The sequence below is a fragment of the Microbacterium sp. zg.Y1084 genome (assembly GCF_024623595.1).
Lineage (GTDB): Bacteria > Actinomycetota > Actinomycetes > Actinomycetales > Microbacteriaceae > Microbacterium > Microbacterium wangruii.
In genome coordinates, this window is the sequence record NZ_JANJGV010000010.1 from 96,335 (window position 1) to 111,014 (window position 14,680).

The window sequence follows — 14,680 nt, forward strand, 5'->3', positions numbered from 1 at the left end:
CGGGCCGCGCGCCCGCCGTCGTCATCGACCGATGTACCGCCCGGGACGGTGGTTGAGCGCCAGGACGAGGTTCAGCAGCACCGCACCGAGCGCGCTGAGCACGACGTTCGGCCACGGCACCACCAGCAGTGCGGACAGCACGACGAGCACGTCGAAGACCATGAGCGTCCAGCCGGCACGGAAGCCCGTGGCGTCCTGCACGACGAGGGCGACGATGTTGAACCCGCCCAGGCTCCCGCCGTGGCGGAAGACGATGAGCAGCCCGATGCCGCACATGAGGTTGCCGGCCAGCGTGCCGTAGACCGGGTTCAGCTCCGCGATCGCGAAGAACGCCTCATGCACGACGGAGAACCCCGACACGAGCGCGATCGCGACGACCGTACGCAGGGTGAACCGCCACCCCTTCTTCCAGATCGCCAGCACCGCGAACGGCAGATTGATCACGGCGAACAGCAGCCAGAACGGCCATGCGGTGGCGAAGCCCAGCAGCAGGGACAGGCCCGCCGTGCCGCCCGTCACCGCCTCGGAGGCGTTGAGCAGGAACAGCCCGAAGGATGCCGTGAAAGTGCCGGTCAGCATGCCCAGAATGTCCTCGGGCACGCTGTGCACCACCTGCGTGCGGTCGAACACCAGCGAGGGCCCGGTCTCAGTCACACCCCCATCCTCGCAGGATGTCCATGTGCGGGAATGAATCCCTCTGGATCGGCGTTATTCCAAGTCCGGCGCCAACAGGCGCTGCAGGAGGGGACTGTGGGAAAGAACTACGTCGACATCGAGAACGACCGCGGCGAGACGCTGCGCTACCGCAAGCACGTCAATGGGCGCGGGCTGATCGCGCACGGGGCGAAGGTGGACGCGACGGCGCTCGTCGAAGCAGGAGCGTACGTCGAGCCCGGCTGCGAAGTCGGCGCGGGTGTGCGCATCCGTCGCGGTGCGTGGATCGAACCCGACGCCGTCATCGGCCCGAACGTCGAGATCGCAGAACTGGCCCACGTGGGCTCGGGAGCCGCGATCGGTGCGGGCGCGAAGATCGGCATCCGCACCTCTGTCGGCGCTCACGCGCAGGTGGTCACCGGGTCGCTCATCGGCGACGGCGAGATCGTCGGCGACGGCGAGAGGGTCGCCACCGACCGTCGCGGGCTGCGTCTCGCGGCCTAGCCCGGGCGCCCGGCCTGGCCGCTGAGCCTCGCCGGCGCCGGTCACGCGGCATCCGCCGCCGCCGATAGGCTCGCGACGTGACCCGCATCATCCTCACCACGATGGCGGCGATGCTCGTGGTGTTCGCCCTGGTCTTCGGCCTCTGGCAACAGTTCGCCGAGCCGGAGGACCGAGCAGACTCGCTGACGCCGAGGCCGTCCGATGCCCTCGTCGGGGTGCCCGAGCCCCGCGATGTCGCTCCTGTCGAGGCCGCCCCGGTGGCGGTGCCGTTGCCCGCCGACGCCGTCGCGCTCACGGTCGAGCGCATCGTCGACGGCGACACCATCCGCGCCGTCGCACCCGGTGGCGACGGCGAGTCACTGCGCATCCGCCTCATCGGCATCGACACCCCGGAGATGGATCCCACGCAGTGCTGGGCGCCCGAGGCCACCGATGCCCTCGCGGCGCTCATCCCGCCGGGCTCCACCGTCTGGGCGGCCCCCGATGTGGAGGACCGCGACCGGTACGACCGGCTGCTGCGCTACCTGTGGACTCCGGACGGGCGATTCGTGAACCTCGAACTGGCCGCGGCCGGCGCCGCGGACACGCTGAGCATCGCCCCGAACACCACGCACGCGGCCACGCTGGCCGCCTCGGTCGCCGCCGCCCAGCAGGCGGGCACCGGGATGTGGGGGGCGTGCGGCTGAGGCCCCTCAGCGCGCCACGAGCAGCAGCACGATGCCGATCAGCGGCAGGGTGCCCTGCACGGCGGCCGGACGGAGGTAGCGTGCCCCCGTCGTGACGAGCACGACAGCGGCGGCGAGCATCGAACCGAGGCTGAAAAGCATGAGCGTGTAACCGGCGACGGCCATCGGCGTGTCCCCACCCGCGCCTGCGGCGCCGTACAGCACCGCCCCCAGCGCCGCCCCCACCGCCAGGAAGAGGTTGTAGAAGCCCTGGTTGTAGGCCATCGACCGCGTCGTCTCCGCTGCCGCCTGGTCTGCCACTCCGAAGCGCTGCCACACAGGCGGGCGCGTCCACAGGACGCTCTCCATCGTGAAGATCACCACGTGCAGCACCGCCGCCAGCGCCGCCACCACGATTCCTGCGATCGCCATGCCGTGACCCTAGCGCGCGGGCTACGCTTCTGTAATGGCACGAGGCGGCAGCGGACGATCCCACGGCACCCCCCGCCGGCCCGCCGCACGGCCCGCCGGCAAGGGCGCGAAGGCCGCGCAGGCCGGCAAGGCGGCGAAGGGCGCGCACCGGCCGCAACGCCCTGCGGCGCCGCGCGCCGAGCCCTCCCCCGAGGCGGCCGTGGCGCCCGGCCCGTTCCGCCTCGGCGCGATCCCCGGCGCCACCCCCGGCAAGTGGATCGACCTCTGGACGCAGCGGATGCCGCGCAACCCGCTGGAGCTCGTGCCGTTGACGGTGGCCGGGCAGCGCGAGGCCCTCACCTCGGGCGAGGTCGACGCCGCCCTGGTGCGCACGCCGATCGATGCCGTCGGGCTCTCGGCCATCCCCCTCTACGATGAGCAGCCCGTCGTCGTCTGCTCCGTTGACTCGCACCTCACCGCCGCCGAGGAGCTGACGCTCGAGGACCTCGCCGGCGAGGTGCTGATCGTCCCCGACGACGCCGTGGTCGACGCGAAGGTGCCCGGGGCCGTCCCGCCCTCGTTCGCGGCGCCCACCGACACCGCGGAGGCGGTGGAGACGGTGGCGGCGGGCGTCGGCATCCTGATCGTTCCCATGTCGCTCGCCCGACTGCATCACCGCCGTGACATCACCTTCCGCCCGCTGCGGGATGGACCGACGTCGCCGGTGGCGCTCGCCTGGCCGACGGAGGCGACGACGCCCCTCGTCGAGACGTTCATCGGCATCGTGCGCGGTCGTACGGCGAACTCGTCCCGCGGCTAGGATCACGGCATGGTGACGCTGGCGTACGTGTGTGCGCGACCGCAGGCGGGCGCCGCCGCCGGGGAGTACGCCTCCTTCCGCGCGGCGATGCGCCGTGACGACCTCGAGCGCATCGACCTCGTGCGCGATGGGCTCCCCGCCGACGCCTTCGACCGGTACGCCGGCTTCGTCGTCGGCGGCAGCCCTTTCAACGTCACCGACCCGCGCTCGACGAAGACCGACGTGCAGCTGAGGGTCGAAGGCGATCTCGAGCGCATCGCCGAGCGCGCCGCCTCCGCAGCCACCGGGGCGCTGTTCACCTGTTACGGCATCGGGATCGTCACGCGCATGCTGGGCGGCGAGGTCTCGAGGGCCTACCCCGAGGACACCGGACCCAGTGTCATCCGACTCACTCCCGCGGCAGCATCCGATCGCGTCTTCGGTGGTCTCGCCGCGCAGTTCACGGCGCTCACCGCGCACAAGGAGGGGTCGGGCGACGTGCCCCCCGGTGCGACGCTGCTCGCCACGAACGACGCCTGTCCGGTGCAGGCCTACCGCGTCGGCGACACCCTCTACGCCACCCAGTTCCACCCCGAGCCCACCGGGAGCGCGTTCACCGAGCGCATGGCGGTCTACCGCGACGACGGGTACTTCTCCGCGAACGATTACGACGCCATCGCCGCGCGGGTGGTGCGGGCCTCCCTCACCGAGCCGGTGCGCCTGCTGCAGCAGTTCGCACGCGCATTCGGCGCCTGACGCCGCCTGTCAGGCGCGGTTGCGGGAGAAGTGCACCGCCGTCACCACGATGGGGGTGAGCACGACCACGGCGGCCGCGGCCCATGCGGCGAAGGCGATCGGATCGCTGACCGGCTCATCGGCGAACCGGCCGATGCCGATCCACGTCAGTCCCCATCCCATCGCGAGGCCCGGGGCGATGCGGCCGCGGCTGGCGATCGCGATGCCCGCGCCGATGATCGCGACGACGATGAGCACCGCGATGCCCACCGGCTCCGCCGCCTGCTCCCACTCCGCCGGTGCGATCGTGGTGAGCCACGCGGCGGTGTTCGCCACCGTGGCCAGCGCCACCCATCCCAGGTGCAGTCCCACCGTGATGTCGGTGAACAGCGCCTGGCGCACGCCCCGCGGCGGCATCGACACCGCGAGGCGGAAGGTCCACGCGAGGGCGATCAGCAGCAGCACGATGACCAGCACCGTGAGCGGGAGGGTGGCGAACTGCGCGGCGACCAGCCACAGTCCGTTCAGCACGGCGGTGAGGGCGATCCACCAGCCCAGTAGCCGCTGGCGCGCGTCGGCGCGCTGCGACGGCAGTGCCTGCCAGATCGCGTAGGCGGTCATGAGCACGTAGATGACGCTCCAGATGGAGAACGCCTGGCTGGCCGGGGCGAGATACGACGCGTCCGAATCCAGCGACCCGCCCTGCACATCCTCCACGGGCGTACCGCCCAGCACGCCCACCCCCACGACGGCGGAGATCAGCATGAAGACCACCGCGCTGATGACGGCGATCTGGCGGACGAGGTCGGCGGGCCGGGCCTCGGCTTCCGCCGCCCGAGGACGAGTCGTGGTCGTGGCGCTCATCCCCTCACGCTAGGCGGCGATCGCCGCCGGAGCACGGGGTTGACAGGGCGGCGGCCTCAGGGAAGGGGCGGGCCGACGACGACCGCCGAGTCGGGGGCGACGGTGAGCGCGCCCTCGGTCACGGCATTGCCGGCATCCGTCGTCAGCAGCACGACATCGCCCGCGGTCAGGCCGACCGTCCACGTCTCGGCGGAGAGGTTCACCAGGACCGTCAGGGAATCGCGTCCGAGGCGATAGCGGCGGCCGCCGGGGCCGTCGGCCGCGTCGGCGGTGAGGCCTGCGGATGCCGGATCGGTCAGCTCCGGCCGCCGCCGGCGCAGCCGCGCGAGGTCGCGGTACAGCTCCAGCAGGCGCCGGTGCGGCGCGGAGGCCACCCCGTCGGACAGGTGCTCCGACCAGTCCAGTTTCGAGCGGCGGAACGTCTCGGGGTCGTTCGGGTGCGGCACGAGCGACTCGTCCCAGCCCATGCGCGCGAACTCCTCCGTGCGACCCTTGGCGGTCGCCTCGGCGAGCTCGGGCTCGGGATGCGACGTGAAGAACTGCCAGGGCGTCGATGCCCCCCACTCCTCACCCATGAACAGCATGGGCGTGCCGGGCGCCGTGAGGGTGAGCACCGCCGCGATCGCGAGGCGCTCGGGCGGCAGGGTCGCCGTCAGGCGGTCGCCCTCGGCCCGGTTGCCGATCTGATCGTGGTCCTGGGCGAAGGTGACGAGGCGCCACGTGGGCACCTCGGCCGGCAGCGGATGCCCGTGGTCGCGCCCGCGGAACGAGGAATACGTGCCGTCGTGGAAGAATCCGCGCGTCCACACCTTCGGCAGCGCCTCCAGCGCCGCGAAGTCGGCGTAGTAGCCGCTGGTCTCCCCGGTGAGGGCGACGTGCACGGCATGGTGCCAGTCGTCGCTCCACTGCGCGGTGAGGCCGAAGCCGCCGGCCTCGCGCGGGAGGATCAGCGTCGGGTCGTTCAGGTCGGACTCGGCGATCAGGGTGAGCGGCCGGCCGAGATGAGCAGACAGCGCGTCGGCCGCTTCGGCGATCTCCTGCAGCACGTGGCGCGGACGGTCGTCGTGCAGGGCATGCACGGCATCCAGGCGCAGCCCGTCGACGTGGTAATCGCCGAGCCACATCATCGCGTTCTCGACGATGAACGAGCGCACGGCATCCTGGTCGAGGTCGATGCTCATCCCCCAGGTGTTGCGGGACGCATCGCGCAGGTACGGTCCGAACTCGGGGAGGTAGTTGCCGCTCGGGCCGAGGTGGTTGTACACGACGTCCTGCACGACGGCCAGGCCCGCCGCGTGGGCGGCGTCCACGAAGCGGCGGTAGGCGTCGGGACCGCCGTACGCCTCATGCACGGCGTACCAGAGCACGCCGTCGTAGCCCCAGTTGTGCACGCCGTTGAAGCCGTTCACCGGCAGCAGCTCCACGTGGGTGACCCCGAGCGAGACCAGATGGTCGAGACGGCCGATCGCGGCATCCAGCGTGCCCTCGGGCGTGAACGTGCCCACGTGCATCTCGTACACGAGTCCGCCGGCCAGCTGCCGGCCCGTCCAGGAGTGGTCGGTCCAGGTGAACTGCGACACGTCCACGTGCGCCGACGTGCCGTGTACGCCATCGGGCTGGCGCCGCGAACGGGGATCGGGCCGCACCGCGTCCGAGTCGTCGAGCACGAAGCCGTACCGCTCACCGTCGGCGAGGTCGACGTCGGCCGCCCACCACCCGTCGTCGCCCGCGATCAGGTCGAGGTCGTCCGCGCCCTCGCGGCGCAGCCGCACGCGCTGCGCCCGCGGCGCCCACACGTCGACGCTCATGCCCGTCTCCTCTCGTCGCTCCCCGCATCGGTGGCAGGGGTCAGCAGCGCCACCGGGTAGGTCGCCAGCACGTCGCCGACCGACGCGGCACCGCCCTCGATGATGCGCCCGGTGAACTCGTCGCGCCAGGGCCCCGCCGGGAGCATCACCGCGGTGTCGCCCCAGCCGCCGCGGGCGGCGAGCGCCACCGGCAGACGGGTGGCGAGGGTGATCGCACCGCCCCGGTCGAACGCCACGAGGTGGTCGGATGCCGCGCCCACCGCCGTGACCGGTCGATAGTGGGTGAACAGCTCGCGTCGGTCGCGGCGCAGCCGCAGCGCCCGCGAGACGACCAGCAGCTTCGCCGCACCGCTGGAGTCCACCCGCGGCATCCACCCCTCGTCGATGCGTGCCAGCAGACGACCGCGCGCGGGGAAGTCCACGGGGCGCCGGTTGTCGGGGTCGACGAGCGAGGTCTCCCACAGCTCCGACCCCTGGTAGACATCGGGCACGCCGGGAGCGGTCAGCTGCACCAGCTTCGCGGCCAGCGAGTTGGACCATCCCGGCATCGCGATCTCGGTCGCAAAGGAGTCCACGATCTCGTGCGCGCCGTCGAAGGCCGCGTCGACCAGGGCGTGCATGCGCCCTTCGAAGGCCGGATCCGGGTCCCACCAGCCCGTGCGCTCGGCCGCCTCGCGCGCCGCCTTCTCGGCGTAGGCGTGCAGCCGCTCGGCGCTCGCCGGCCAGGCGCCGATGATCGCCTGCCACAGCAGGGAGTCGAAGGGTCCGTGACCGGTGGATGCCACGCCCCGCAGCCGCTGCAGGACCTCGGCCCAGCGGTCCGGGATCTCGGCGAGCACCGACAGGCGGGCGCGCACGTCCTCGCCGCGCTTGGTGTCGTGGGTCGACAGCGACGTCATGGCGTGCGGCCACTGCGCCTGCCGCCGCGCCTGCGCGGTGTGGAAGCGCTCGACGTCGAGGGCGAACACCGACGGATCGCCGCCCACCTCGGTGAGGGTGCCCAGGCGCGTCATGCGGTAGAACGCGGTGTCCTCCACGCCCTTGGCCATGACCGGCCCGGTGGTCTGCATGAACCGGCGCGCCAGCTCCGTGCCCGGGCGCGAGACGAGCGCCGCGAGGGCCAGGGCGGTCGCGGCGAGGTCGGGCCGGCGGCGCGCGGTCTCGGCGACGGCGTGGTCGAGGTGCTCGATGCCGGCGGGCAGGTAAGAGCGGTACACCGGAAAGTTCGCCAGCAGCTCGGCCAGGGCGTCAGTCACCTGCGCGTCGTCGGCGAGCGCGGGATCGGCCGCGGCCGCCTCCCCCGCGGCCTCAGCGCGCAGCGTGCGCACGAGGCGCGCGATCTCGGCCTGCTGGATCGTGTCGGCGATCATGCGCTTGGTGTCATGCATCAGGTCGGCGTAGCCGGTGAGGGGCGGCAGGCCGCTCTCCGCGCGGAGTGCTGCGTCGAGGCGGTCGAGCCCTGCCTCGCCCGCCGGGTCGATGAGCAGCCGGTCGATCTCGGCCATCGCGTCGTAGCCGGTCGTGCCGGTCGTGCGCCACCAGCCCGGCAGCGCCTCGGGGTGGTCGGTCGCGGCGTGCTCGAGGATCTTCTCCACGAGCACGGGCAGGTCGCCGGTGGCCGCGGCGAGCCGGTCGAGGTAGGCGCCGGGGTCGGCGAGCCCGTCGGGGTGGTCCACCCGCAGCCCGTCGACGAGGTCCTCGCGCACCCAGCGGAGGATCTCGGCGTGCGACCGCTCGAACACCTCGGGGTCCTCCACGCGCAGCCCGGCGAGGGTCGTCACGGCGAAGAAGCGGCGGTAGTTCAGCTCCGCCGCCTCCCGCCGCCAGAAGATCAGCTCCCAGTTCTGTCGCGCGAGGACCGCGGCGACGTCGGCGGGGTCGAGCCCGTCGAGGGAGCCGGGAGCCAGCGGCAGCGCGTGCTCGTGATAGCGCACGACGTCGGCATCGGCGTCGACGATGATCTCGCCGGCGGCGATGACCTCCGCCGGCTCCGCGCCGAGGATCGGCACGCGCACGCGCCCCTGCCCGTACTCCCAGTCGATGTCGAACGCGCCCGCGTGCTCGCTCTCCCGCCCCCGGCGCAGCACGTCCCACCACCAGGGGTTCTCCGCCGGCTGCGAGATGCCCATGTGGTTGGGGACGATGTCGATGAGGATGCCGAGGCCGGCGGCGCGGGCGGCTCCGGCGAAGCGGTGCAGACCCTGGGCGCCGCCTCGGGCGGGATCGACCTGGGTGGGGTCGACGACGTCGTACCCGTGGTCGGAGCCGGTCGTGGCGCGCAGCAGCGGCGACAGGTACGCCCAGTCGACCCCGAGTCGGCGCAGGTAGCCGGTGAGGTCCGCTGCGGCATCCAAGTCGAACGACGGCCGGATCTGCAGCCGGTAGGTGGAGGTGGCGGGCGTCACCGGCTCGCCTCACTGCGCGGCGAGGCCGCCGGGATCTCGTCGATCACACCGGTCGTCGCCGCGAGCGACGCCGCGACGGAGTGATCGGGCTCGACCTCCGGCAGCGAGTGCTCACGCAGCACCACGAGCGACCGCCCCTGCACCGGCACGGTGCCACCGGGTTCGATCGTCGCGCTGTCGGCGAGCAGGCCCGCGGTGTCGACCATCACGTCCCAGCTCGGGGCGAACTCGCGGTCGGGGATGTCGAAGTCGACGGTCTCGTCGCCGGCGTTGAAGAGCACCAGGAAATCGTCGTCGGTGATCCGCTCGCCGCGGCGATCCCGTTCACGGATGCCGTTGCCGTTGAGGAACATGCCGATGGCCAGGCCGAAGCCCGAGTCCCAGTCCTCGGGCTGCATGCGGGTGCCGTCCGGGCGCAGCCAGACGATGTCGGGTACAGGCGCCCCTTCCTCCTGCCGCACCGGGCGGCCGTCGAAGAAGCGGCTGCGCCGGAAGGCGGGGTGCTCGCGGCGCAGACGAGCCAGCGCGGAGGTGAACTCCACGAGCGGCTGGTCCACGGCATCCCAGTGCACCCACGTCAGCTCGTTGTCCTGCGCGTAGCCGTTGTTGTTGCCCTGCTGCGTGCGGCCGAGCTCATCGCCGTGCAGCAGCATCGGCACCCCCTGGCTCAGCAGGAGCGTGGCGATGAAATTGCGCTGCTGGCGCGCGCGCGCCGAGAGGACCTCGGCAACGGAGGTGGGGCCTTCGACGCCGAAGTTCTCCGACCGGTTGTGCGATTCGCCGTCCCGGCCGTTCTCGCCGTTGGCGTCGTTGTGCTTGTCGTTGTAGGACACCAGATCGCGCAGGGTGAACCCGTCGTGGGCGGTGACGAAGTTGATGGATGCCACCGGCCGCCTGCCGGAGTGCTCGTACAGGTCGGCCGAGCCGGTGATGCGCGAGGCGAACTCGCCCAGGGCCTGCGGCTCGCCGCGCCAGAAGTCGCGCACCGTGTCGCGGTACTTGCCGTTCCACTCCGTCCACTGCGGCGGGAAGTTGCCGACCTGGTAGCCACCGGGACCGATGTCCCACGGCTCGGCGATGAGCTTGACCTGGGAGACCACCGGGTCCTGCTGCACGAGCTCGAAGAACGCCGCCAGGCGGTCGACGTCGTAGAACTCCCGGGCCAGGGTCGCCGCCAGGTCGAAGCGGAAGCCGTCGACGTGCATCTCCAGCACCCAGTAGCGCAGCGAATCCATGATCAGCTGCAGCGTGTGCGGGCTGCCGACGTTCATGCTGTTGCCGGTACCGGTGTAGTCGGTGTAGTACCGCTTGTCGTCGTCCTCGAGGCGGTAGTAGGCCTCGTTGTCGATGCCGCGCATCGAGAGCATGGGGCCGAGGTGATTGCCCTCGGCGGTGTGGTTGTAGACCACGTCGAGGATGACTTCGATGCCGGCCGCGTGCAGCGCCCGCACCATGCCTTTGAACTCCTGCACCTGCTGGCCGCGCTGACCTGTCGCGGAGTAGGTGTTCTGCGGGGCGAAGAACGAGATCGTGTTGTAGCCCCAGTAGTTCGACAGCCCCTTGTCCTCGAGGGTGGAGTCGTTGACGAACTGGTGCACCGGCATGAGTTCGATCGCCGTGACGCCGAGTTTCTTCAGGTGCTCGATGATCACCGGATGCGCGATCGCGCTGTAGGTGCCGCGGATGTCATCCGGGATGTCGGGGTGCAGCTGGGTGAGCCCCTTCACGTGCGCCTCGTAGATGAAGGTCTCGGCGTAGGGCGTCTTCGGCTGGCGGTCCCCCGACCAGTCGAAGAAGGGGTTCACCACGACGCCCTTCATCATCTGCGCGGCGGAATCGGCGTCGTTGCGCCCGTCGGGGTCGCCGAACGGGTAGGCGAACACCTCCTGACCCCACGTCACCTGACCGTCGACGGCCTTGGCGTACGGGTCGAGCAGAAGCTTGTTCGGGTTGAAGCGCTTGCCGGTGGCCGGATCGTACGGGCCGTGCACCCGGTAGCCGTACCGCTGGCCCGGCTGGACGTTGGGCAGGTAGGCGTGCCAGACGAAGGCGTCGACGTCGACGAGGTCCACCCGGGTCTCCCTGCCGCGGTCCCCGAACAGGCACAGTTCGACGCGCTCCGCCCCCTCACTGAAGATCGCGAAGTTCGTCCCATTGCCATCGAACGTCGCTCCGAGCGGGTAGGCGGATCCAGGCCATGTCTGCACGTTCACACGATAGACCGGCCGAGAACATGGCCCGGAGCGCTTGACAAAGCCCTGCGTGCCCCCGCCTGTCAGGTGGCGCCGGTGGGCGGCTCGCGCAGCAGGGCGATGCGCTCGGCGAGGTAGTCCGTCAGCGCGCGGTAGCCGCCGGCCGCGCTCCACCGCACGACCGGGGCGCCGTCGACGATCGCCAGCGGACCGGATGCCGCGCCGTCGGCGACGGCTTCCAGGTCGATGCGCCGCCACCCCACGTGCACGGTCTCCCCCTCGGCGAAACCACCACGGAACGCGGCGGCGGCCAGTTCGGCGCGCTCCCGCTGCGATTGGGCCGTGTACCCGCGGCGCACCTCACGGCGCGCGCGGACGATGTCGCCGGTGGCCAGCACCGCGTCGTCGGTGATGAGCAGCACCCCCAGGTGCCATGCCTCGCCGACCGGCACGAGCCGCGGGGCGCGCGGGAAGAGGCGCAGGCGCCGCGCGGGAGGCGCCGCGCCCAGCCGCTCGCGCGGGAGCCCCGCCAGTCGCGCACGCGCGTCGGCGACGATCTGCGCGGTCGGCGTCGGTTCGCTCACTCGCCCGTCCCCTTTCCGGACGGCCGGGTCGCAGCATCCACGGCGCGGCGGGCCTCGTCGGCGACGCGACGCGCGGCGCGCGCCCCTTCGGCGGCAGCCGTGCGCTCGTCCTCCGCCGCGGCGACGGCGGCCTCAGCCCTCGCCGCATCCGCCTGAAGTCGCTCGAGTTCGGCCCGCAGCTCATCGGTGCGCTCGGCGAGGTGTCCGGCCCGCTCCCGCGCCTTGGCGACGGCGGCCTCGACGCGGCCGAGACGGCGGTCGGCGTCGGCCGCCGCGCGCTCGGCCTCACGCAGCGCTTTCTCGGCGGCGCGGCGCGCGCGGCGCTCGGCCAGGTCGTCGCGCGGCGCCGGCGGCCTCGCCGGCCGATCGGCGATGCCGGGGATGGAGCCGCCGACCGCGTCGGTGAGGTCGACCGGGTCGACCCCCGTCGCTGCGAGCGGGCGCACCAGGCGGCCCGTCAGCACCGCCGCTGCGGCCGCGTCGTCGCGCACCGCGGCGTCGATCGTCGACTCCACGTCGCCGAGGGCAGCCGCGCTGACGGCGACCCCGCGGTCGCGGGCCAGGTCGGCGGCCTGCCGGGAGAGGGCCGCGACGAGCGCGCGGCGCTGCCTGCCCAGGCGGGTCATCTCGGCGGCATCGAGGTCGTCCTGGGCCTCGCGGAGCGCGGCGGCCAGTTCCAGCGCCTCGCCGAGCGCGCCCGCCTGCGCGAGCAGGTCGACGGCGTAGGCGGCCACGACGGGCTTGCGCAGAGCCCGGATGGCCCGGGCGGCGTCCCCCGACGCCCGATCCGCGCGGGCGTTGCGGGCGGCGGTGAACTCTGCCGGCGTGAGGGCGTAGAGCTCCGCCGCCACGTCGTCGAGGTCGTCGTCCGCCACCCGCCCATTCTGCCCGGACGGGGGCGCGCCGCGCTCAGACCGGGCGGATCTGCGGCGGGCGGCGCCGCTCGCCGTGCAGCTCCTGGTGCAGCCGCTGCATCCGCTCGTCGAGGGCCGAGGCCGAGTCGGCGGCATCCTTCAACTCGTCCAGCAGGGAGTCGGGCACCTGCTGCGCGTACTTGTAGTAGATCTTGTGCTCGAGGCTCGCCCAGAAGTCCATGGCGATCGTGCGGAACTGGATCTCCACCGGCACCTGCACGGGACCCGTGGACAGGTACACCGGCACCGAGACGATGGCGTGCAGACTCTTGTAGCCGTTGGGCTTGGGCTCGGCGATGTAGTCCTTGACCTCCATCACCGTGATGTCGGGCTGCGCGGTGAGCAGATCGAACAGTCGGTAGGCGTCGGCGCGGAAGCTGCAGGTGATGCGCACCCCGGCGACATCGGTGATGTGGGTGCGGATGCTCTCGAAAGACGTGTCGACGCCTTTGCGCGCCACCTTCGCCACGAGGCTGTCGGGCGTCTTGACGCGACTGCTCACGTGCTCGATGGGGTTGTAGTCGTGCATCAGCGCGAACTCGTCGCGCAGGATCGAGATCTTCGTCTCGACCTCCTGCAGGCCGAAGCGGTACTCCAGCAGGAACCGCTGCAGGTCGTCACGCAGGTCGCGCAGCTCCCGCGCCGACAGGGACACGGGCTCCTCGCCCACGGGGATGGCCATGTCACGACCCTACGACGCCCAATGAGGCGTCCGCTGTGAGCGGCCGCGCGCCCGCCGCCATGGCGGGGTCAGGTGCGCAGCAGCCCCGCCGCCTGCCGGGCGGCGCCGAGGGCGACGTACTCGCCGGGCTCCGGGACCTGCACGGGCATGCCGAACACCTGCGGCGCGATCTCGCGCACCGCCTGCGACCGTGCGCCTCCGCCGATCAGCAGGGCGCGCTCGAGCGGCACGCCGAGGCCGCGCAGCGCGTCGAGGCCGGCGCCGAGCCCGGCGAGCATCCCCTCCACCGCGGCGCGGGCGAGGTTCTCCCGGGTCGTGGATGCCAGCGTCATGCCGGTCAGCGACGCGGTGGCATCCGGCAGGTTCGGGGTGCGCTCGCCCTCGAAGTACGGCACGAGGGAGAGACCGCCCGCGCCGGGCGCAGCGGCCAGCGCCAGGCGCGACAGCTCGGCGTGGTCGACCGCGAGGAGCCGGCCGATCGCGTCGAGCACGCGTGAGGCGTTGAGGGTCGCCACCAGCGGCAGGAACCCGCCGTCGGCGGCGGCGAACCCGGCGACCGTGCCGGTGGGGTCGACGGTGCGCTCGGCACTGACGGCGAAGACGGTGCCGCTCGTGCCGATCGACACCACCACGTCCCCGGTGCGGGCGCCCGCGCCCAGCGCAGCCGCGGCATTGTCGCCGGCACCGGCGCCCACCAGCCGACCGGCGGCGTCGGTCACGCTCTCGCGCGGACCGAGCACCCGCGGCAGCACCGCGTCGTGGCCGAGCGCGGCGATGAGCAGCTCACGGTCGTACCCGCCGGTCTCGGGATCCCAGTACCCGGTGCCGGAAGCATCGGAGCGGTCGGTCACCAGTTCGTCCAGCTGCGGCCCCAGCGGCGACTCGCCGGCCGGGCCGAAGCCGCGCAGCCGCCAGGTGAGCCAGTCGTGCGGCAGCGCCACCGCGGCCACCCGTGCGGCGTTGTCGGGTTCATGGTCGCGCAGCCAGCGGAGCTTGGTGATGGTGAAGGATGCCACCGGCACGAGCCCCGTGCGCCGGGAGAGCTCCTCCGCGCCGAACTCCGCGATGAGGTCGGCCGCCGCGCCCGCCGAGCGGGTGTCGTTCCACAGCAGCGCGTCACGGACCACCCGGCCGTCGGCGTCGAGCGCCACCATGCCGTGCTGCTGCCCCCCGACGGCCCACGCGACCACGCCGTCGGACGACGAGGGGTCGCCGAGACCCCCCGCCGCGGCGATCGCCGCCTGCAGCGCTTCCCACCACGCCGCCGGGTCCACGCTCGTGCCGTCGGGGTGGGCGGCGCGCCCCTCCCGCACGATGGCGCCCGTCGCGGCATCCGTCACGACCACCTTGCACGACTGCGTCGACGAATCGACACCCATCACCAGTGCCATGTCGGCTCCCTCTCTCGTTTCGAACCCCGGCGCGGACGAGGCGGGGCGCCGCCGCAGCGACGCCCCGCCTGT

At 72.5% G+C, this 14,680-nt stretch carries 14 protein-coding genes; 4 read left to right on the plus strand and 10 right to left on the minus strand.

Annotated features, from left to right (window positions below):
- Positions 1-21: 21 nt before the first annotated feature.
- Positions 22-654: a YitT family protein gene (locus tag NQ165_RS12255; protein ID WP_257533644.1), complete on the minus strand. Its 633-nt coding sequence runs from the start codon at positions 652-654 to the stop codon at positions 22-24.
- 96 nt (positions 655-750) lie between these two features.
- On the opposite strand from NQ165_RS12255, the gene NQ165_RS12260 reads away from it, so the two are divergent.
- The gene (locus NQ165_RS12260; protein WP_257533645.1) at positions 751-1,158 is read left to right on the plus strand and encodes a transferase; all 408 of its coding nucleotides are present in this window, start codon (positions 751-753) and stop codon (positions 1,156-1,158) included.
- Between the two features lie 77 nt (positions 1,159-1,235).
- The gene (locus tag NQ165_RS12265; protein ID WP_257533646.1) at positions 1,236-1,844 is read left to right on the plus strand and encodes a thermonuclease family protein; all 609 of its coding nucleotides are present in this window, start codon (positions 1,236-1,238) and stop codon (positions 1,842-1,844) included.
- Between the two features lie 6 nt (positions 1,845-1,850).
- Here the strand turns inward: NQ165_RS12265 and NQ165_RS12270 are convergent, their stop codons facing one another.
- Positions 1,851-2,255 carry a DUF1304 domain-containing protein gene (locus NQ165_RS12270; protein WP_257533647.1) on the minus strand — a complete coding sequence of 135 codons (405 nt, stop codon included), beginning with the start codon at positions 2,253-2,255 and terminating at the stop codon, positions 1,851-1,853.
- A gap of 34 nt (positions 2,256-2,289) precedes the next feature.
- Between NQ165_RS12270 and NQ165_RS12275 the strand changes: the two genes are divergently transcribed.
- Together NQ165_RS12275 and NQ165_RS12280 are read left to right on the plus strand one after the other, a co-directional pair.
- Entirely contained in the window at positions 2,290-3,054 is a 765-nt protein-coding gene (locus NQ165_RS12275; protein ID WP_257533648.1) for a LysR family substrate-binding domain-containing protein, read from the plus strand.
- Positions 3,055-3,063: 9 nt separating this feature from the next.
- Positions 3,064-3,789 carry a GMP synthase gene (locus NQ165_RS12280; protein ID WP_257533649.1) on the plus strand — a complete coding sequence of 242 codons (726 nt, stop codon included), beginning with the start codon at positions 3,064-3,066 and terminating at the stop codon, positions 3,787-3,789.
- Positions 3,790-3,798: 9 nt separating this feature from the next.
- On the opposite strand, the gene NQ165_RS12285 is transcribed toward NQ165_RS12280, so the two are convergent.
- The 8 genes from NQ165_RS12285 to xylB form a co-directional block, all read right to left on the minus strand.
- Complete coding sequence (locus NQ165_RS12285; RefSeq protein ID WP_257533650.1) at positions 3,799-4,632, minus strand: tryptophan-rich sensory protein; 834 nt, start codon at positions 4,630-4,632, stop codon at positions 3,799-3,801.
- A 56-nt stretch (positions 4,633-4,688) separates the two neighbouring features.
- Positions 4,689-6,440 carry a malto-oligosyltrehalose trehalohydrolase gene (gene treZ / locus NQ165_RS12290; RefSeq protein WP_257533651.1) on the minus strand — a complete coding sequence of 584 codons (1,752 nt, stop codon included), beginning with the start codon at positions 6,438-6,440 and terminating at the stop codon, positions 4,689-4,691.
- Entirely contained in the window at positions 6,437-8,845 is a 2,409-nt protein-coding gene (gene treY / locus NQ165_RS12295) for a malto-oligosyltrehalose synthase (protein ID WP_257533652.1), read from the minus strand. The genes treZ and treY overlap by 4 nt, the downstream gene beginning before the upstream one ends.
- Positions 8,842-11,052: a glycogen debranching protein GlgX gene (glgX, locus tag NQ165_RS12300; RefSeq protein ID WP_257533653.1), complete on the minus strand. Its 2,211-nt coding sequence runs from the start codon at positions 11,050-11,052 to the stop codon at positions 8,842-8,844. Before glgX ends, treY begins: the two co-directional genes overlap by 4 nt.
- 68 nt (positions 11,053-11,120) lie before the next feature.
- Positions 11,121-11,621, minus strand: coding sequence for a glutaminase (locus NQ165_RS12305; RefSeq protein ID WP_257533654.1), 501 nt, complete (start codon positions 11,619-11,621; stop codon positions 11,121-11,123).
- Positions 11,618-12,496, minus strand: coding sequence for a transposase (locus NQ165_RS12310; RefSeq protein WP_257533655.1), 879 nt, complete (start codon positions 12,494-12,496; stop codon positions 11,618-11,620). The genes NQ165_RS12305 and NQ165_RS12310 overlap by 4 nt, the downstream gene beginning before the upstream one ends.
- Before the next feature lie 34 nt (positions 12,497-12,530).
- Positions 12,531-13,217, minus strand: coding sequence for a GTP pyrophosphokinase family protein (locus tag NQ165_RS12315; RefSeq protein WP_257533656.1), 687 nt, complete (start codon positions 13,215-13,217; stop codon positions 12,531-12,533).
- A gap of 68 nt (positions 13,218-13,285) precedes the next feature.
- Positions 13,286-14,608, minus strand: coding sequence for a xylulokinase (gene xylB, locus NQ165_RS12320; RefSeq protein ID WP_257533657.1), 1,323 nt, complete (start codon positions 14,606-14,608; stop codon positions 13,286-13,288).
- Between the last annotated feature and the right edge of the window lie 72 nt (positions 14,609-14,680).